Genomic DNA, 21,551 nt, shown 5'->3' on the forward strand with positions numbered 1-21,551 from the left:
AAAATATTGAAAGCATAATTAACGTTAGTTTCTAATTTTTTTTAATGTATAAAAAATACAATTAAAGGTTTTGTAATTATGCTTCCCGTCTAATTTAATATCCAAAATTGGATTGATTAGAGATGTATCAAAAAATACATCTACATTATATTTCTTTAAATAATCATTTATAAATTTTACTTACAAATAATAAGACACGATTATTCAGTAATACCTAAACAAATCATGCATGTTTGGTCATTATAGGCACTACTTGTTTCTTACGTGAGACAACATCAATAAGCAAAACAGTATTATCCTCTAATTCAACACCATATGCCCTTTCAACTAGACCTGACTCTTTTCCAAGTACAATTACCTGAGAATTGCTGTTGACAATGTCAGTTATCAGGAGCATGAATAAGTCCAAACCTTCATCTTCAATTATTTGATTCATACCTTCTTCCAATTCTTCCTTCATTTGCATAACTTCATCAATGTCTGCTGTGTTGACCTGATTTACAATAGACCTTACGTCCTTAAAGTCAATTTGCTTTGCATCAAGGTCCAAAATCTCTTCAATGGAAAAGTCGCTTAAATCTGTTCCTGCCTTAAGCATTTCCAAACCGTATTCCTCATAGTCTATGTCGGCAATTTTTGCAAGCTTTTCAACTGCTTGTTTGTCATCTTCGGTTGTGGTCGGGGATTTCAAAAGCAATGTGTCTGAAATGATAGCTGAAAGCATCAATGTAGCAATTTCTTTTGTAATTTCAACCCCGTTTTCTTCATATAATTTGCATAAAATGGTTTCAGTACAACCTACAGGTTCAAATCTTAAGAACAACGGATAAGAAGTTTCAAGAGCTAATTTATGGTGATCAACAACTTTTAGGATTTTTGCATTTTCCAGGTTGTCGACTGATTCTGCAGGTGAGTTGTGGTCAACCAAAATAACATTTGCACCATCTTCAACGCTTTCCAAACGTTGCGGCGCATCAATGTTTAAATAGTTTAAAATGAATTCTGTTTCTTTGTTGATGCCACCTAATCTGTAAGCTTTAGCATCAGCATTTCCTAATTGTCTTTCCAAGTTAGCCATTACTAAGCTTGAAGTAATTGAATCGCTATCCGGACTTTTATGTCCAAAAACATAAGTTTCAACCATACTATCTTTCCTCAAAAATTTATATCAATTTAAATTATCTTTTTTATCGTTATTTAATATTGTGATATTTTAACAAAAAAAGATAGATGAAATGAATTTCACCTATTTTACTTTAACGCTTGTCTTAATGGTGTCTTTAATGTAAGCCACTTTTACAGCATATCGACTTTTTAAGCTTTTAAATAACATTTCTTAATTGTTACTTTATCCAGCCTATGCACTGATTTTTGCCTTGCATGTTTTGCCGCTAAATATAAATTTCATTGCTTTTTTAGATCTTTTATTTCACAATAAACCGCACCAATACCTAAATATTGGGTTGCAAATATTAAAAATGTCAGAATCATATCAAATATTGAATCTATGAATATGAATGGAATATCAAAAGAGATCAAATAAGTTAAAAACACTATAGCCAAAGCAATCAGAGTGTAATCTTTTGCATAATGCCTCCATCCTACAACATCTATATCCCTTTTAATTGACATGAAATTTAATGCTGAGAATATGCTTCCTGTATCTGCCAACTTGGCCAAAGAGATTTCCATGAAAAATGCAGTTACATAAAATATGGCAGACCCTAAAATAAGGAATAATACCGCAGTTACAGGTTCATGATATAATAACAGATGTATCGTATCAGTCCAGTGCAATAACAGTTCCTCCAAATTAAATGCCGAAAAATTCAAGAAGGAACATACATAATGCAATATCTCTCCTTGAATAAAAACATAAATACACATGAGCATAGCTGATTTGAATCCTAAGACAATAATGTCTTTAACAATAATTTTAGGCAATCTTCTTCCATGGTTTATTCTACTTCTGGTGATTGACATCCCATAGCCCGATACCGAAATGAAAACTAAAATTTGAACTATAACCCAAATAATCGAATCTCCGTTGGCTGTAACATAATTTTGAATCAGTGATGAAACAAATAACAATATCAAAACGAATGCAAAAAATTCTTTGCTATAAGTGCAATAGTCCCACACCCTCTTTAAAATAACATGCGGCATAATTATCTCTCAAATCATTATTATACTTTAAAAAATTTAAATATTTTGAATTGGTTGTGAAAAAATTGAATTGTTAATATTTATTAAGACAAAAATTTAAAATTATACTTATAAATCAAGGAGAAAAATATGGGAAAAACTAGAGTCGAATGGATTGATCTTGTACGGGCAATAGCTATTCTGACTGTTTTATACATTCATGCTACCGATGGAATCTATATCATTTCATCCGATGCAATCCTGAATTATACGCTATTTTCTAGAATATTCAATTTTGCATCCCTCTTTATTGGCCGTATTGGCGTTCCGTTCTTTTTGATGATTACGGGCTATCTTTTATTGGATAGAACCTATGATGATGAAAGAGTTCGTAAGTTTTGGCAGAAAAACTGTAAGGGCTTGATAATCGTTACGGTCATCTGGGCAGTAATCTATGCAATCAGTCTGCAGTTCATTACTGTTGGAAGCGGTCAGGTAAACTTTTCCGAAGCCGGAAACCTCTTTTTCAGCCATATGTGGTATATGCCGATGATTATTGGAATGTATCTTTCAATGCCGTTTGTTGCAAGTGCACTAAAGCATTTTGATGATGAGACAATCTGGCAAGCCACAAACGTATTTACTGTTTTGGCATTCATACTTCCATTTGTAACATTAGTATTGGATATGCACGGCATCCAGAATGTTAATATCCAGTATTGCCTTGGATTCAGTGGCGGAATTTATGGAATATACATTCTGCTCGGATATCTGGTTAAAAAAGGGCAATTCAAAAATGTTTCAAGTCGAATCTTAGCATTGGCTGCGGTAATATCCTTTGCAATTTGTGTCGTTTTCCAGTATTATGCATTTATTAGAGGATATCACTTTGAATTATGGTATGAGTTCCCATTTGTCTTAACAGGGTCATTTGCATTGTTTGAGTTATGTTCCAGAATGGGAAAAGTCAGAGCCTATCCATTGGTTACATTCCTGTCCAAATACTCTTTTGCAGTATTTTTAGTGCATAACCTGTTTAGATTGCCATTGCTTCCAGTTGTTGTGCAATTGCCTTACTCAGAACCTGTAAAAGCCATAATTCTTTGGATTTTATTGATAATCTTCAGCTATATTGCGGTTGTAATCATCTATAGGATTCCGAGATTTGGAAAATACATTTTATATATGAGATAGTTAATCCATTATCTCATTTTTTATTTCTTTAAACGCACTGTATGCCTCAGGCATTGGGAATAGCGGATAAATATGGAACAATCCGGAACCAGTTACTAATTTTACATTAACGCCATCCCTTTTGAGATTTTCAACATATTTTTTAATGTCCTTGCAAAATATTTCACTTTCGCCTGCAAAGATTAAAGTGTCTGGCAAATCTGTATTATCACCAAATAATGGGCTTACTCGATAATCTTGAACGCTTAAATCCCCTGCCCATGACTTGCCGATTTCCTTAAGTCCTATTTCGCCCAGAATAGGATCATTTTCACTGTCATAAGGAGGATTGTTCATTGAAATGTCTACCCATGGAGAAAACGTTATGATTTTTTGGGGCTGCTGCAAACTGACAGTTTTCAGATATTGGCAAAATGAGTGTACGAATCCTCCGCCTGCTGAGTCACCCACCAATATCAAATTATCTCGCGGAATTAATTTTTTATACAATTCAGTAATTATATCATAGGCTTCATTTGCTTTATGCTTAGGAGCGAGCGGATAAACTGGTGCTAATACATAAGCATCCAGTTTTCTTGAAAGCAAAAAGCAATACAGCAAATGCTGATGATTCATTTCAAGAACGTAAGCTCCGCCATGTATGTACAAAATCGTATTTTTTGCATTTTCATTGCCGAATGTGAAAACCTGCATTCCATTAAAGTCCATGCTTTTGAAGACGCTTTTCACGGGTTTGTCAGGACTATTCAATTTATCATTTAGAAAATTGTATGCATTCTCCTTTGAATCCATGAATTTGAGTTTAGTTAGCATTAAAAGGGATTCTTCCATTCTTGCGATAAATGATTTTTTTCTTGTCATGCCAATTCTACTTTTTAATTGTAATTACAGTGCTGTTCAATCCCAATACCCTTGCATAATCGATTTTATCGGAAATATCCTTTAATACATTGATATTATCAAATTCATGACCATCTCTTTGAATGGTAGGGTTGAATTCAACACCCTGATCTTTAATGGAAATTAAAATATGCTCACTTTGAATTTTAATTAAAACATCCATCATTCCCACATCATCATTAGTGTTAACGATATTTACAAGCATTTCTTCAATGGCCAACGATACCCTAGTTGAAGTTAAATCAGACACACTCAATGATCTAAGATAGTCCTGAACCTGTTTGGCCAAATCTGTAATTTCTTTTAAATCCCCATTTACTGATAAATCAAGCATGTTTTCTTTATCCTGCTCTTTAAGCAAAAAGAAACCTGAATATTCCCCATTGCTTTTTCTTTCAATATACTTTGAGTAAATGAACATGAATATTATTGCCACAATCTCCGCAATCAGAAATGCAATCCAAATACCATTTGACCCCATTAAAGGAATGAGCAATAGTGCAACTCCAACAGGGACAATGAAACCTTCAATAATAGAAATCATGAATGAATACTTATCCCTTTTAATGGATTCTGCATAATAAGTCATCACAAAGCATAAGACAAGACCCATGAAACTTAATGAATATAACCTGATTGCTTCAGTTACAACGGGAATCTGTGACGGATTTTTAATGCTGAATAGGAATAATAAAGCTTGAGGATAAATAATGAATATTGCCATCAGAATAGCGCTGGAAATTAAGGCAAGTTTGATAGCCCGTTTTATAGTGTATTTAACTGCAACATAATCTTCTTCCTGATAATAAACAGTTACGATTGGAGCCATTGTCTGACTTATTCCAATCGCAAACATATAAATCAAAAAGGAAACATTATCACAAACACTAAATGCAACAAGACCTACTCCTCCAATTACTATTTGAATTAGATAGTTGATTATAAACAATTTTAATGTTATGAAAAGTTGTATTGAAGCAGGTGGAAAACCTGAAGCAAAAATATCCTTTAAGTATGAAGTGAATTGATTAAATTTGATTTTTGAAATTGACAATAATTTAAGAGTACGTTTGCCGCTCAAGAAATAATATGAAATAAACACTGATGCTGCAATATCACCAGTTACAGTAGCAAGAGCCGCACCACCAATTCCCATGCCTAAATATTGGATATAAATAAAATCCATAGCAATATTTACCAAATTAGTTATTATAACCGCAATTAAAGCCATTTTAGGCATTCCATCAGCACGAGTAAAATAAGACATACTCATCATATAACACATGAATGGAATTCCAAGCAATGTCATGGCAAGATAATCTTTTACAAGCGGATATAATTGTTCACCGCCCCCTACAGTGGCTGTGCATAAAAATCCGGAAATAGGATCAATAAATATTAATCCTAAAGCTGCAAAAACAATTCCAAATATTATTAGGCTAATTATTGAAACCGTGAAATATGCATTGCTTTTAAAGTCATCATATTCTGCCTTCGCTGAAGACATTAAAACACTACCGCCCATTCCAATAGCCCAATAAATTAAATTTACAAATGTTACAACAGGAACAACAACTTGAATAGCGGCCAAATTAAAAGAACCCACTAAAAAACTTACAATTAACGCATCCGAAAATATGCAGATATTATTTGCCATTGCGGTAAGTAATGTGGGCAATAAAAACTCATTAAATTTACTTTTTAATAAATCATATCTTCTTTCATACATCATCTTAAATACACCTACAATCAATCAAAGAAAGCCAAATCATTCAAATACTCAATAAATTTATAAATATACTCTTCTGATATAATTGGCCATTTAACTCCCAACCTATACAATACCTGGACAGTATACTCATTTTCCGTATCAAGCCAAATCTTTTTAAATTTACCTGATCCAATGGAAGTGATTAAACCTGACACCCCTTCCTGTTTGTCCATATCATTTAAAGCATGATTTAGATAATCTTCATACACTTCTTCTTCAACAGCATCAATTTTAAGCCCCAATGGTTTGATAATATCCAATATATCTCCAAAGCAAATTGTGTGATGTTGATATGGATGGAAAACAACACATTCTTTAGGTGTTTTTGATAACTCCACAATTGATTTGGCAGTTACATCAATTGGGCTTAATTCATCTGCATCACTCAACATAGAATATGGTATTTTACCAATAGTAACGAAAGCTTTAAGCCTATTGATAAACCCATTTGAAATGAAATTAATTTGGAATTCCCCATCATCACTTCTAGCCATTAGGTTTCCCACTCTCATGATTTTAACCGACAAATCATTTTCAACAGCCGCTTCCAAAACAGCTCTTTCTGCTAAAAATTTACTTCTGAGGTATTGATTATCAATACCCTGTCCAATGAATAAATCCCTTTCAGAGAACATGTAATCTTCAGGAGGGAAATTGTTTATGCTTTCACCAGCAACACTATATGTTGAAATCTGTACAAATTTTGAATTTTTCAATATTGCGAATTTTAAACCGTTTAAAACTCCTCCAAAATTAATATCTTCAATATCTGTGCCGGAAGAGAAATGTTTAACGTTGGCTGCACAATTAAATATCGTGTCGATATTGTACGGAATTAATTTTTCAAAATCAGCATAACTTGTTATATCCCCTTCAACAACATGCAATCTAATATTGAACAATTCTTCATAATTATTTGAGAAGTAATAGAATAATAAAGATTTTAATCTATCCTCAGCAGATAAATTACCTCTTGATCTGATTAAGCAATAGATGTTGCCCTCATTATTTTCCAATAATTCGCGCAAAACATGGATTCCTAAAAATCCAGTGGCTCCAGTCAATAAAATATCTCCCAAATCATCATCAATTTCAGAACTTATGAAATTCTCCAAAGTATTTCTCTTCAATAACTCATTAATTTGTGAATAATCATAATCAAACTCTTCGCTAAGTGAAACATCGGAATCTTCATCTTCCAATATAAATTCTGCAAGTTTTCGAGGAGTTGGATTTGCAAATACATCACCATAACTAATATTATATTTCCTATTTAAAGCCGCTAGCGTTATCTTGGTTACAAGCAGTGATGTTCCGCCCATATCAAAGAAATTATCTGTTGCCCCAACATTATCAATAGACAGTATGTCTGCAAAGGTATCTGCAAAGAAGGCTTCAATATCATTTTCAGGTGCAACATATTGTGTAATTAAAACCGGCTCAGGCAAATTCCTCAAATCAGTTTTACCATTTAATGTTTGCGGCATTTCATCCAATTCCATATAGACTGTAGGAACCATATAGTAAGTTAATTTTGAATTTAAATGTTCTCTTAAAGCATCAATATCAATAGAATAACCTTCATCATCAGTTTTAAATTCATCATAAACAGTGAAGTATGCACACAAATGGTCATTTCCTTTAATATTTTTGACAACAACCGCAAGAGATTCAATACCCTCGAATTCTTTAATGGCAGATTCAACCTCACCAATTTCAATTCTTAATCCTCTGAGTTTGATTTGATTGTCCATTCTTCCGAAAATTACGTATTCCCCATCATCAGTGACTTTGGCGAAGTCCCCTGTCCTATAGAATCTGAGCCCATTGATTTCCCTGTAAGCTTCTGCATTCTTTTCCGGATTGTTTAAGTATGCTCTTGAAACTCCTTTTCCTGCAATGCATAACTCTCCAATTACATTTGGAGGCAACGGATTGAAATCTTCATCCATAACTTCTTCATAAACATTAAGCAATGGTTTTCCAACATTAATCTCCGAACTGTCAAGTAAACGACCGTTACAGTAAACTGTTGCTTCAGTTGGCCCATACAAATTATATACTTTACCGTTAGAGTTTTTGGAAAGCAAATCATATAATCTAGGAGGGAATGCCTCACCTGCAATCAGGTATGCTTTAAAACCGTACATTACCTCCTGCATAGCTTCAATTTCTAGATATTGCAGCAGACGTGATGGAGTAGCAACATAAACATTCGCTCCAGTCCTTTTAATTAAATCCATCATCCCAATAGGATCCTTGTATTCAATATCATCAGCAAAAACTACTGGAATGGCATTTAAAATTGATCCCATTATCTCCTGTTCAAATACATCAAAAGCAATAGTGGTAGTGGATAAAACTTTATAATTCTCTTTTTTAAGATTTCTGACCAATTCATAAGTGTAGAAATTATCCGGATGAGGATATACGAGATTTGCGATGTTTCTATGCTCAATCATCACTCCTTTTGGAAGGCCTGTTGAACCGGAAGTATAAATGATATATGCCAAATTCTCAGGAGATACATCAACAGTCGGGTTGGAGGCATTTTCTTCCTCAAGCAGTTCATCAAACTGCAATAGCCTATCAGAGTAAGATGACAAATCAATATTTTTAGTATCCACAATATCATCAACAATAATGTATTTGGATTCACTGTCTGTTAAAACATGCTCAATACGGTCACTAGGATAATCAGAATCGATTGGAATGAAACATGCACCAGCTTTTAAAATTCCAAAAATAGAAGCAAAAACACTGCTGTCACGCTTCAGGACAATCATGACCTTATCCTCAACACCAACACCCCTTTTAATTAAAGCATTAGCAATACGATTAGCTTTCTCATTTAACTCATTGAAAGTGAATTGACCATCAGATGCAGTTAAAATAACCTTGTCTCCATTCAATTCAACCTGTTTTTCAAAAATCTTATTGACCCTCAATTCTTCAATTTCAATGAATTCCAAATCATCAAGACTTGGAACATCTCTTTCCATAATTGATACGTCCTTTAAGAAAACATTTGCCAATTCTTCAGAACCATAACCAATTAATTTATTTAGAACTATGATTATGCTATCTAAAAATGTATTTATCAACTGAGGAGAGTACAGTGCATCATTATACTGGCAACTCAGGTCATATTTGCCATTAATTTCAGCTACATTCAAACCCAACTTGAATTGCAAGCTATCATATTCCAAGCTTTCACGTTCAACAACTTTTCCACCAATCTCAATCTCTTCAATAATGTCACCATGGAAAGCAAATACAAATTCAGGAATGATTCCATATCTATTTACAACTTCAGTTAATGGATATGAAGAATGAGACAAAGTAGTTACCCATTCTTTATTAATATATTCGAAATACTCTTTAAAACTTAAATCGCTATCTAATTTCAAGGATACAGGTAAAGTTTTAACCATCATAGCCAATGTATTTTGCTCATCTGGAGAAAATCTTCCATTGGTGATTGATGCAAATAGCAGGTTTCTGTTATTTACAAATTTTGACAATAAAAAACTTGAAATAGATAAGAACAGATTATTCGGTGTAATCGATGACTCATTACAGAATTTATCCACCATTTCTTTATCAATAACCTTAGATTCTTCAGATGCCTGACCATCCTCTTCAATACCTGTTAAATCAGGAGAAATTAGGCTGCCTTCATCATAATCTTTAATTTTATTAAAAAAGAACATTTCTGATTCTTTATAATGTCTGGATTTTTGAATATTGACCTCTTTTTGAGAATATTCGAAACCGTTAAGAGGTTCTAATTCATTTTTGTCAAATTCCAAATCAGGATTATCATAAACCGAAGATATTTGTCTGAATAAAATATTCAAGGAAGTTCCGTCCACTATGATATGGTGGAAATCACAAAGAAGAGATACATTATCTTTAATTTTGATAATCTTAAATCTAAATAATGGACCCCGTGCCAAATCAAATGGCTTGATGAATTCCTCTTTAAATTCATCATCAATACCGTCCAATTCAACAATTTCAATTAAATCATCGATAATGAAATCATCTCTTCGCTCCTGATATACAACACCGTCTTGCATAACAATCCTTGTTTTTAGATATGGATGATAATTAATTACTTTTATAATAGCTGATTTAAGCCTGTTTTCATCAAAACCACTGCCAAAGTCAATGTATTTTGGGAGATTATAATTTACTTTTTCAAAGTCTTTGACACAGTCAAAGTAAATTCCCATCTGATTTGGTGTTAGTTCATAATATTTAGATTCATTTTCATCAGATTCATCCAAAACATCCGCATATCCTTCATTGATCTCGATATTTTCAACAATATTTCGGATAGTCGGTTTTTGAAGGATACTGGTAACATTGATTTCATTACCAAGAGTGTTGTAAATCTCAGTACTCAATCCCATGATGGTTAATGATGTGAAACCTATTCCATAAAGATTATCAGTAACTCCAAAATCATCAAAACCTACAATTCCGGCACAAATTTTAAAGATACTTTCTTCAAGTTCATTTTCAGGACCAATGCGTTGAGTACTTATTTTTGGAAGAGGTAAATTTTTTGTATCTATCTTACCATTCGGTGTTTTAGGCATTGAATCAAGTTGTGTGAATGATGTAGGAATCATATATCTCATTAATTTAGTTGAAAGATACTCTTTTAATTCCTCAACATTGATTTCATCACGACTGGTGTAATAAGCGCATAGGTTATCCTGATTATTGATTTGCTTTACAGTCACAACCACACTTTCAATACCGGAATATTTGGAAATTGCTGATTCAATTTCGCCAGGCTCGATTCTTTGGCCTCTGAGTTTAATTTGTTTATCTTTTCTTCCAATTATCACTAATTCATCATTGGAGTTTTTATAAGCTAAATCACCAGTCTTATAAAACTTCAAATTATTAACTGTAATAAACTCCGATTCGTTTAAGTCCTCCCTGTTTAAATATCCTGGAGTAGTTTGAACCCCTGCAGTACAGATTTCACCAGTGATGTTGTTAGGCAGAGGATTTCCATCAATATCTATTATTAAATCAATGTTGTTAGGAATTGGAGTTCCTTCGGTTATCTCTTCACTGTCAATCAATTTTTGATGTGTTGCTATTGTATTTTCAGAAGATCCATAGGAATTGAATATTTTTGCCCTGCTGCATTCAGTCAAATCATCATAAACGGAAGGTATGAATTTCTCTCCACCAATGATTATGACCTTGAATTGGTTCAGCAGGTCTTTAAATTCGACAACCTTCATGTATTCCTGAATTCTTGATGGAGTTAAAGATAAACCATCCACTTCTGATTCTTTAATTAACCTTATGAGTTTGGATAAGTTCTTAGACTCTTCATCACTGGTTAATGTTATTTTTGTACCGTTGATGATTGTTGCTAATGCTTCTCTTAAAAATGCAATAAATGTGGTTGTAGTTAATGACAACATGTTGGAAACATCATTTTGTATAGCATGTATAGCAATATTGTCCTTTCTAGGGTTTATATAGTTTATTAAACCTTTATGTGTAATTGTCACTCCTTTTGGTTTTCCAGTTGAGCCTGATGTATAAACAATGCATGCCAAATCATCCGATTTAATGTCAACATCCAAATTATCTCCATTCTCATTGCCCAATAATTCATCGATATTTGATTGGATTATAATTTTTGCATTAGTATCCTGCCTGATAAATTCTGTTTGCTCTTCAGGTTGTTCAGTTGAGACAATAGTGAAGGAGGCGCCTGTTTTTATAACTGCATAAATGGCAGCTATTAATTTGGATGATCTTTCAAGTTTTAAAATGATATGGTCTCCAGGAACAATTCCCAAATCAACTAAACTATTTGCAATTTTATTTGCCTGAGTGTTTAACTGTTTATATGTTAATGTCTGACCATGGTCAATCAAAGCAATTTCATCATCAAATTCTTCAACGGCCGCTTCAAATAATTCTTTCAGATTGGTATTGATTTCAATATTTTCAAAGGAATTATGAATTCCGCGCAATTCTTCTTCTTTTTCGCCCGGCAACAATGATATGGTATCAATTGGTGATGTGATATCTTCTTGTAATTTTTTAACCATTAATTCAATATTGTCAGTCAATTCTGCAATGAATTCAGAAGAATAAAGTGCATCATTATATCTTAAAAATATCAGATAGTCATCCCTATTTTCTTCAATATAAATACTTAAATTGAATTTTGGCAAATCAAGTGATATATCATTAATTATTAAAGAATTTACTTTGCCTTCATCATTAATTATTTGGTCATATTCATTGACGCCCACCTGATATGCATAGTAAATATTCGGATTGATATTGTATTTTTCAAATAATTTGGTATAAGGATAATTTTCATGATTGATTGTTTGTGTTAAGGTATTTTGGATAGATTCGAAATATTCACCAACACTTTGAGATGTATCAATCTTATGAATGAGAGGTAATGATTTAACAATCATTGCAAGAGTATTTTCATAATTTGGATTTAATCTTCCGCTTGAAATGGTTGCAATTAACATGTCTTTTGTATATGTGTATTTGCTCAATGTCAAAAGAGTTGCTGCCAAGAACAAATTATTTGGAGTGATATTATATTCCTTACAATATTTATCAATGGATTCCTTACTCATCGGATTGATATGTTCGCCCATTCTGGCATTTTCAATAGGTTTGCTTATATTCGGACTGATATCCGTACTAATGTCAATTTCAGCAATTTTAGAATTGAAGAATTCCTCGGATTCCTTGTAAGAATCCAATTCCATTTGCCTGTAACCATCAAGAATATACTCAAAACCAGTGTATTCCTCTTCTAATAACTCATTGCCCTGATATGCATTAATTAAATTCCTAATGAATATGTTGAATGATATTCCATCAAATATAATGTGATGAACATCCAAAAGCAATGTGGTTTGATTATCATAATTATATATCTCCGCCCTATACAGTGGAGAATCATGTAACTCAAATGGTCTGGCGAATTTTTCTTGAAGTTTTTTGCTGCATTCCTTATTTATAATATCAACATCCACTTCCGCATCATCCTGACGTTTGATTAATACTTCACCATCTTTTTGTGTAATAATGCTTTTTAAATAGCTATGGTGATTAAGGACTTTAATTAAAGATTCCTTTAATCTTTCAGGATTAATATCACTGCCCATTTCAATAACATTAACCATATTATAAACTAACTTTTCAGGATTTTTAACGGATTCAATGTAAACATTTAACTGATTATGGCTTAACGGATAATATTCCTGTTTTTCAAAATTGATTTTTTCAATATTATCTGCATCATTAAGCAGATTTTCCAAATCACAAATATTTTCTGCATCCATCAATGATTTGAAAGATAATGAAGTGTTGAAATTGGAGTATATTTCATGTGAAAGTTTCATTAAAGATAATGATGAAAAACCTAAGCTAAACAAACTATCGGTGATACCAAAGTCCTTGAAATCTAAAATTTCACTACATATTTCATACAATTTTTTCTGAACATTATTTTTTGGCAACACCCATTCTGTTATTAAAATAGGTTCGGGCAAATTCTTAACATCAGTTTTACCGTTTGGTGTTTTTGGAATCTCATCCAATTGCATAAATACTGTTGGAATCATGTAACGAGTGAGACGATTTTTTAAAAACTCTTTTAAATCGTCACTATCAATTACCTCTTCGGCAGTATAATAAGCGCATAAATGGTCATTGTTGTTAATTTCCTTAATCACTACAATAGCTTGTTTGATATTTGGATATTTACCTATATTGGATTCAATTTCACCAATTTCAATTCTTAATCCTCTTAGTTTAATCTGATTGTCGATTCTTCCCTTGATGTCAATTTCACCATTTGGACGCTCAATGGCATAATCTCCACTCCTATAGTAAGGAATGCCATCGATAGATAAAAACACTTCCTTGGTTTTTTCAGGCATGTTGTAGTATCCTTTACCTACGCCCGTACCTCCAATATACAATTCTCCCATTACACCTTTAGGGACTAATTTACCATCAATATCGCGAACATCTGTAATGTAATTGGTTAAAGGAAGCCCGACCGTCAAGTCATTTACATCAATGACTTCCTTGTTATTGGAAGTGATTGTGGTTTCCGTTGGGCCGTAACTGTTATAGACAATCGCGTCACTGTATTTTCTTAAATCTTCAAATACTTTAGCGGAGAATTGCTCTCCACCAAGGAAAAGGCATTTTAAACAGGAAATTGCATTGCAAAACTCGTTTACCTCGAGATATGAGGCAAATCTTGAAGGAGTGATTTCCAAAACTTCCGGTTTATTCTCATCGATTAATTTGATAAGTTCCGGAATGTTTTTAACTTGAGTATCATCAGCCAGAATTAATTTCAATCCATTTGAAAGAGAAGTTAGTATATCATCGACAGATACGTCAAATGAAATGGTAGTAACACAAAGCAAACTATCATATGTGGATTTAGGGTTTTGAGCCTGATTACAAATGTTTTCATGTGAAATCATTACACCTTTAGGATTGCCGGTAGATCCGGAAGTGTAAATCATATAAGCCAAGTCATCAGCTTCAACATTAACATTAGGGTTTTCCGCATTTCCACCTTCAAGTAGCTCACCAATATCTAAAAAGTTTTCTCCGGACCTATTGGAAATAATATAGTCTGCCTGACTATTTTCATAAATATAATTAATTCTCTCATCAGGATATTCGGGGTCAATAGGAATGAATGCACAGCCAGCCTTAAGAATGCCTAAAATAGATGCAATTAAATTACTGTCTCTTGAAAGCATGACTAAAACATTGCTTTTTGGCTCAACATTTCTTTCAATTAAAGCGTTAGCAATAATATTTGCTTTCTGATTTAATTGACCATAAGTTAAGGTGGCATCAGTTGCAACAAGAGCAATGCGGTCAGGATTTTCATTGGCATGTTTTTCAAAGCGTTTATGTAAAATTGGATTTTCAACTGGGGTGAAAGTGGGTATTTCTTCACGTGTATCCAATTCTATTTCATTAATCTTCAATTGTTCGATATTTTGATTGATAAATTGATTTACTGTGGATAAAACACTATCCAAAAATGTTTTAATATAATTTTCACTATATAATCCGTTATTGTATAAAATAACTAATTCCACACATTTCTCATTTTCATTAACATCGAATGTTATTTTATAGTTAGTTTCGAGGGAATTCAAACTTTTAATCTTATACACTTTATTATCCAGTTCAATCTTTTCATTTTCAAGATTGTTATAGGTGTACATGAATTCAGGTTTCAGATCAAATTCTTCAGCGATTTTAATATAAGGATAATTACTATGTTTAACTCCGTTTTTCCATAGTTCATCAATTTGATTAAATAATTGTCTAACTGTAATATTTCTGTCTTCATTGATTGAAACTATAGGGAATGTTTTAACTAAAAATGATTGGGTATTATAATAATTAGAATTTAACCTTCCATTGAAAATGGTTGTTAATAACGTTTTATCATTAAATGTGTACTTATTTAATGTTAATATTGTACTGGCCATGAATAATATGTTTGGCGAAATTCTATTATCCGCGCAGAATTTATTTATCAATTGCGAATCAATGCTTTTGGAAATGGATTCCAATTTGCCTTCTTCTTCATCACCATTCAAATCGGGAGTCAGTATGGTTGAATCGACTTCTTTTGTCAATTGATTATGGAAATATTTTTCACTTGCAACATACTTCTCACTGTTTTTAGCCTCTTTTTCAATTAAAGAACAGATATAACCATCAAAACCCTCTTTTTGGATTTCTTCACCATTATATGCCTTGGCAAAATTATTGAATAATAAGTCTATAGATTCCCCATCAGAAATTATATGATGAATATCAAAAAATAGAATCGTTTCACTAGGGGTCTTATAGATTTTAGCCCTAAACAACTGATTATCCAATAATTCAAATCTTTTAACATTTTCTTTTTCTATTTCCTTATCTGAAATATCGTTTATTTCAACGATAGGGATTTCATCAATTGCTATTGAATCATCACGTTTATGCATTAATTGACCGTGATGAAGAACTATTCTTGTTTTAAGATAAGAATATTCATCAATTGTTTTAATAATTGATTCTCTAAGTTTATTTGGATTGATGTTTGCGTCGAATCTTACAACAGACGGAAGATTATACTGCGCTTCAGTACTTTGAGCGCATTCATAATACACTCCCAATTGATTATCCATTAAAGGATAAAAAGTAGTTTCGCCTGAAGATTTTATTAATTCATCCAAATCATCCCCAGATTCCCCCTTGTCAATTTTATTGGCAATCTGTCTTATTGTAGGAGAATCCATTAATTCATGTATATCCAAATTAACATTGAATGATTCATAGATATCAACATTAAATTTCATTAATGACAATGAAGTGAATCCTAAAGCATACAAATCATCGGTAACGCCAAAACCATCAATGTTAATGGATTGTGATATCATATCAAACAGTTTCTCTTCAGTGTCATTTTCAGGCATTACATTTTCTGTAATCAATACCGGTTCCGGAAGACTTCTGATATCGGTTTTGCCATTTGCGGTTTGCGGAATCTCATCCAATTCCATATAAACTGCAGGAACCATATAATAGGTTAATTTTGAATTTAAATGTTCTTTTAAAGCACCGATATCAATAGAATAATCCTCTCCCTGCTTTTTAAATTCATCATAAACTGTATAGTATGCGCACAAATAATCTGTGCCTTTAATATTTTTTAAAGCAACCACAATGGATTTAATACCTTCAAATTCTTTAATGGTAGATTCAACTTCACCTATTTCAATTCTTAATCCTCTGAGTTTAATTTGATTGTCCATTCTTCCAAATATTATGTATTCTCCATCTTCGGTAACTTTGGCAAAGTCTCCGGTTCTGTAGAATCTGAGTCCATTGATTTCACGGTAAGCTTCTGCATTCTTTTCGGGATTGTTCAGGTATGCTCTTGAGACCCCTTTTCCGGCAATGCATAATTCTCCAATTACGTTTGGAGGCAGAGGATTGAAGTCTTCATCCATAACTTCTTCATAAACATTAAGCAACGGTTTTCCAACGTTAATATCTGAACTATCAAGCAAACGGCCGTTACAATAAACTGTTGCCTCAGTTGGCCCATACAAATCATATATTTTTCCGTTAGAGTTTTTGGAAAGTAGGTCATATAGTCTAGGAGGGAATGCTTCTCCTGCAATTAGGTATGCTTTAAAACCATACATTACCTTATGCATAGTTTCAATCTCCAGATATTGCAGCAGACGTGATGGAGTGGCAACATAAACATTAGCCCCTGTCCTTTTAATCAAATCCATCATCTCAATAGGATTTTTGTATTCGCTATCATCAGCAAAGACCACTGGAATGGCATTTAAAAGTGATCCCATTATCTCCTGCTGGAACACATCAAAAGCGATTGTAGTGGTGGATAAAACTTTATAATTCTCTTTTTCAAGGTTTTTAACCAATTCATAAGTGTAGAAATTATCCTGATGAGGATATGCAAAATTTGCGAGGTTTCTGTGCTCTATCATCACCCCTTTTGGAAGTCCTGTTGAACCTGAAGTATAAATGATATACGCCAAATTCTCAGGAGACACATCAACATTAGGATTGGAAGTGTTTTCTTCTTCAAGCAACTCATCAAACTGCAATAGCCTATCAGAGTAAAACGACAAATCAATATTTTTAGTATCCACAATATCATCAACAATGATGAATTTTGATTCACTGTCTGTTAGGACATGCTCGATACGGTCACTAGGATAGTCGGAATCGATTGGAATGAAACATGCCCCGGCTTTTAAAATTCCAAAAATTGAAGCAAAAACACTGCTGTCACGTTTCAAGACAATCATGACCTTATCCTCTACACCAACTCCTCGTTTAATTAAAGCATTGGCAATACGATTGGCTTTCTCGTTTAACTCATTATAAGTGTAACTACCGTCACTGGCAGTTAAGATAATTTCATTACCATGCAGTTCAACCTGTTTTTCAAAAATCTTATTGACCCTCAATTCTTCAATTTCAATGAATTCCAAATCATCAACATTTGCAACATCACGATTAAGTATAGAAATGTCCTTAAGGAGAGTATTTTCAAAATCCTCATTTAATAAATTAACCATTTTATTTAAAACAATTGAAATGCTATTTAAAAAAGTATTAATTAATTCTGGAGAATATAATGCATCGTTAAATTTACAAATTAACTCAAAATCATTAGGATTTTCCATGACATTTAAAATTAGATTATAACTATTTTTAGGAGTATTTTGATTATTGAACTGATATAAAAATTTAGGATTGAATCCGAATTCATTTACAATTTTTAACAATAATTCATGGTGACTTAAAGAATTTAACCACACCTCATTGATTTGACTTAAAAAAGATTTAACATTTAGGTCAGTGTTTAAATTTAAGATTAATGGATATTCCTCAAATGAATTACCTTCAAATATTCCACTATTTGAAAAAATCAAGTTTTTATTATAAACAAATTTTGACAGTACAAAACTGGAAATGGCTAAAAATAAATTATCTGGACTGATTTTTAAATCCATACAAAGTTTATTTATATCTTCACAATCGATAAATAAAGAAATTCTATGCATTGAACCTTCAAATTCACCTCCATTTAAATCGGGAGTGATGAAGGTTTCTTCATCAATTTCAAAAATTTGCTTTTTGAAAAGTGTTTCAACATCCTTTTTTAAATTTTCTCCTTTTAATGAATTCATTGTATCCATTGAAAAATCTCCTAATATCTATAATAAATATATTATATTATTTAGAATATTTATTGCTTATTATCAAAAAGAATATCATTAACAAAATATTTAAAATTAATATAAACAAAATAAAAATTAGTGATTATCATGAATATTGTTAAAAATTACAATGAAAAAGAATTGACATTATCAGTTGAAGGTCGCATTGACACTATCACATCACAAGATCTTGATAAAGAGATTAATGAAGAATTAGGCAATTTTGATTCATTGACTTTAGACTTTGCTGATTTGGAATACATTTCAAGTGCGGGACTTAGAGTTCTAATTGCAACACAAAAGAAATTAAAATCAGAGGGCATTCCATTCGTTATCAAAAATGTTAATGATGCAATTAATGAAATTTTCAGAATGTCCGGTTTTGATAAAATCCTGAAGATAGAATGAATTCAATAACTCTAAAACCTGAACTAACTGAATTATACGTATTAAACGAGTTTATTTTAGACAAACTTCCAAAAGAAGACCTTCAAGTAAATTTAATTGTTGAAGAGATATTCGTCAACATCGTCAACTACTCAAAAACGGATTTCATAACAGTCAATGTTGAATATAACAAACCGATATTGACATTGGAATTTATTGACAATGGTTTTGAATTTAATCCCCTTTTAAAGGAAGACCCCAAAGATCCTGAAACAATTGATGAAGCTCAAATTGGGGGGTTGGGGATTTTTTTAACTAAAGAAATGTCTGATGAGCTGTATTACCATTACACCAATGGTGAAAATCACTTGAAAATTATTAAAAAAGTGGAACAATGAATGATAGAGTGAAGCAAATTGGAATTCCTTTTATATTAATGATAATATTCAATTTAGGAATTTTCTATTTAAATGGTGGGCAAAATTTCGGAGAAGGGTTGAGCCCTCATGTTGGAATACTGTTAATCTCAGGGCTGCTGTTTGGATCATATGGTGCACTGGGATCTGCCATCGGAACTTTTTTATGTGACATGGTAAGGGGATACAGTCTAGCAATTTCCGTTTTGTCAGAGATTATAGGTTTTGGAATATCATATCTTGCATATAAATTATGGTATGGCAATTATAAGAACAGGCCAGAAATAACCAAACCAAAATTAAACAACACTTATAATATTCTTTTATTTATAGGAATAACACTTATTTGTGCACTTTTATTTTCAGTGCTGAATGGAAAGCTATTTTATATATTTTATCCCGACACTATCCCTATAACTTCTCTTATTGAAATTAGATACTTCTTTAACTTCATCAATTCATCATTTGTTTTTGGAATAATAGGAATATGGCTTTCAAACAAAATTAACTTTATACACATTCCAAAAGCATCCCCAAAAAAGACAGACGAAAAATTATACAGAATATTGGGAATCTTATTGCTCATATCATTGGCATTAACATTAATAATTGATTCCAGCATAGTTTTAAATAGTTACATTGTTGTTTTTGAGTTAATAATTATTTCTTTAATCCTATTTGCCTATTTGACAAAACCAATTACCTCAGATATAGTGGTTAGAAACTCGAAATCCATCCCCGAAGTAATAATGAACATTTTCCATTTAACAATATTGTTCCTCATAATTATTGGAATCTTAATGTCTTATGATCATATATTAATTACAGCTGTTGATAATCTCCTTCCAATAAGTGCAAATGAAGTCATGATTTCAATGATGATATTAGTAGATATGTTACTGCTTATTTTCTTCATACCTTCATTAGGTGTTCTGAAATATATTGAAATCAAGGTTATTGAACCTATCTTGTCATTTGCAAAAATTGAGGATTTCATACATGAAAATGAAAAGATTGAATCTGAAGGATTAGTCAATATCTATTCAAAATATGTTAATGAAGAAAGCGAAATAGGAACATTGGCCCGTTCATATACTGATTTGATTAACTTTAACAATACCTACATTGAAAATATTCATGAAATTGAAGGTGAAAAGGAGCGAATCAAAGCCGAACTTGACATTGCAACAAGAATTCAGGCTGCAAACTTACCAACTGAAGCTATTGAAAATGATAATTATGTAGTTAACGGATATTCAAAACCTGCAAAAGAAGTTGGAGGGGACTTTTTCGATTATTATCAATTAGATGAGGATAATTTGGCTATTGTAATCGGTGATGCATCAGGCAAAGGTGTTCCTGCAGCGATTCTTGCAATGATTACTCAAGTCCTGATAAAACAGTTGATTAAAAGTGAAGTGAACCCTTCAAAAGTATTATATTTACTGAATAATCAGTTATGTGAAAACAACTCCGAAACAATGTTTATTACATTATGGCTTGGAGTCTACAATAAGACAACTGGCAAAATAACCTTTTCAAATGCAGGACACAACCCACCATTAATAAAAGAAAATGACAAATTCAGATATTTGGATATTGACTCTGGTATTGTTCTGGGAATAATGGAAGACTTTGAATATGCAAACGAAGAAATAACATTAACAAACGAACTGGTAGTATATACCGATGGAATAACCGATGCAAATAATAACAACAATGAAATGTATGGAGAAGACCGACTTTTAAACTTCTTTAATGAATTTAAAAGTGATAATGATCCAATATGGCCATTATTAAATGATATTCATGGTTTTACACAAGAGGCAGAGCAGTTCGATGATATGACCTTATTGTACCTAAAAATCAAAGAGGATTGAATTAACAATTGCATTGGCTAAAATAGTCTTGTGCCAATAT

The 21,551-nt window shown here is 32.2% G+C and carries 9 protein-coding genes; 4 read left to right on the top strand and 5 right to left on the bottom strand.

Features of this window, described 5'->3' with window-relative positions; translation table 11 throughout:
* Positions 1-223 precede the first annotated feature (223 nt).
* Entirely contained in the window at positions 224-1,144 is a 921-nt protein-coding gene (locus ACJROP_RS09815) for a manganese-dependent inorganic pyrophosphatase (RefSeq protein WP_406535287.1), read from the bottom strand.
* 260 nt (positions 1,145-1,404) lie between these two features.
* Positions 1,405-2,166 carry a DUF4013 domain-containing protein gene (locus ACJROP_RS09820; protein ID WP_406535288.1) on the bottom strand — a complete coding sequence of 254 codons (762 nt, stop codon included), beginning with the start codon at positions 2,164-2,166 and terminating at the stop codon, positions 1,405-1,407.
* 129 nt (positions 2,167-2,295) lie between these two features.
* Between ACJROP_RS09820 and ACJROP_RS09825 the strand changes: the two genes are divergently transcribed.
* Positions 2,296-3,339: an acyltransferase gene (locus ACJROP_RS09825; protein WP_406535289.1), complete on the top strand. Its 1,044-nt coding sequence runs from the start codon at positions 2,296-2,298 to the stop codon at positions 3,337-3,339.
* Here ACJROP_RS09825 and ACJROP_RS09830 read toward each other — a convergent pair whose 3' ends face one another.
* Genes ACJROP_RS09830 through ACJROP_RS09840 form a run of 3 tightly spaced genes read right to left on the bottom strand, consistent with a single transcriptional unit; the run spans position 3,340 to position 18,807 of the window.
* Positions 3,340-4,200: an alpha/beta hydrolase fold domain-containing protein gene (locus ACJROP_RS09830; protein WP_406535290.1), complete on the bottom strand. Its 861-nt coding sequence runs from the start codon at positions 4,198-4,200 to the stop codon at positions 3,340-3,342.
* A 7-nt stretch (positions 4,201-4,207) separates the two neighbouring features.
* Positions 4,208-5,971 (bottom strand): MATE family efflux transporter, encoded by a 1,764-nt coding sequence (locus tag ACJROP_RS09835; RefSeq protein WP_406535291.1) that lies wholly within the window; start codon positions 5,969-5,971, stop codon positions 4,208-4,210.
* Positions 5,972-5,988: 17 nt separating this feature from the next.
* Positions 5,989-18,807: an amino acid adenylation domain-containing protein gene (locus tag ACJROP_RS09840; RefSeq protein WP_406535292.1), complete on the bottom strand. Its 12,819-nt coding sequence runs from the start codon at positions 18,805-18,807 to the stop codon at positions 5,989-5,991.
* A gap of 129 nt (positions 18,808-18,936) precedes the next feature.
* On the opposite strand from ACJROP_RS09840, the gene ACJROP_RS09845 reads away from it, so the two are divergent.
* The 3 genes from ACJROP_RS09845 to ACJROP_RS09855 are packed head-to-tail and all read left to right on the top strand — an operon-like array spanning position 18,937 to position 21,511.
* Entirely contained in the window at positions 18,937-19,236 is a 300-nt protein-coding gene (locus ACJROP_RS09845; protein ID WP_406535293.1) for an STAS domain-containing protein, read from the top strand.
* Positions 19,233-19,613, top strand: a complete 381-nt coding sequence (locus ACJROP_RS09850) for an ATP-binding protein (RefSeq protein WP_406535294.1) — start codon at positions 19,233-19,235, stop codon at positions 19,611-19,613. Before ACJROP_RS09845 ends, ACJROP_RS09850 begins: the two co-directional genes overlap by 4 nt.
* Entirely contained in the window at positions 19,610-21,511 is a 1,902-nt protein-coding gene (locus ACJROP_RS09855; RefSeq protein ID WP_406535295.1) for a SpoIIE family protein phosphatase, read from the top strand. Before ACJROP_RS09850 ends, ACJROP_RS09855 begins: the two co-directional genes overlap by 4 nt.
* Positions 21,512-21,551: the final 40 nt, after the last annotated feature.

The sequence above is a fragment of the Methanobrevibacter sp. genome (assembly GCF_045220775.1).
Classification (GTDB): domain Archaea; phylum Methanobacteriota; class Methanobacteria; order Methanobacteriales; family Methanobacteriaceae; genus Methanocatella.

Excerpts from the sequence above, each read along its gene's own strand:
- ACJROP_RS09830 (WP_406535290.1), bottom strand. The coding sequence starts at position 4,200 with ATGACAAGAAAAAAATCATTTATCGCAAGAATGGAAGAATCCCTTTTA.
- ACJROP_RS09840 (WP_406535292.1), bottom strand. The coding sequence starts at position 18,807 with ATGGATACAATGAATTCATTAAAAGGAGAAAATTTAAAAAAGGATGTT.
- ACJROP_RS09825 (WP_406535289.1), top strand. The coding sequence starts at position 2,296 with ATGGGAAAAACTAGAGTCGAATGGATTGATCTTGTACGGGCAATAGCT.
- ACJROP_RS09855 (WP_406535295.1), top strand. The coding sequence starts at position 19,610 with ATGAATGATAGAGTGAAGCAAATTGGAATTCCTTTTATATTAATGATA.
- ACJROP_RS09820 (WP_406535288.1), bottom strand. The coding sequence starts at position 2,166 with ATGCCGCATGTTATTTTAAAGAGGGTGTGGGACTATTGCACTTATAGC.
- ACJROP_RS09845 (WP_406535293.1), top strand. The coding sequence starts at position 18,937 with ATGAATATTGTTAAAAATTACAATGAAAAAGAATTGACATTATCAGTT.
- ACJROP_RS09835 (WP_406535291.1), bottom strand. The coding sequence starts at position 5,971 with ATGATGTATGAAAGAAGATATGATTTATTAAAAAGTAAATTTAATGAG.
- ACJROP_RS09815 (WP_406535287.1), bottom strand. The coding sequence starts at position 1,144 with ATGGTTGAAACTTATGTTTTTGGACATAAAAGTCCGGATAGCGATTCA.
- ACJROP_RS09850 (WP_406535294.1), top strand. The coding sequence starts at position 19,233 with ATGAATTCAATAACTCTAAAACCTGAACTAACTGAATTATACGTATTA.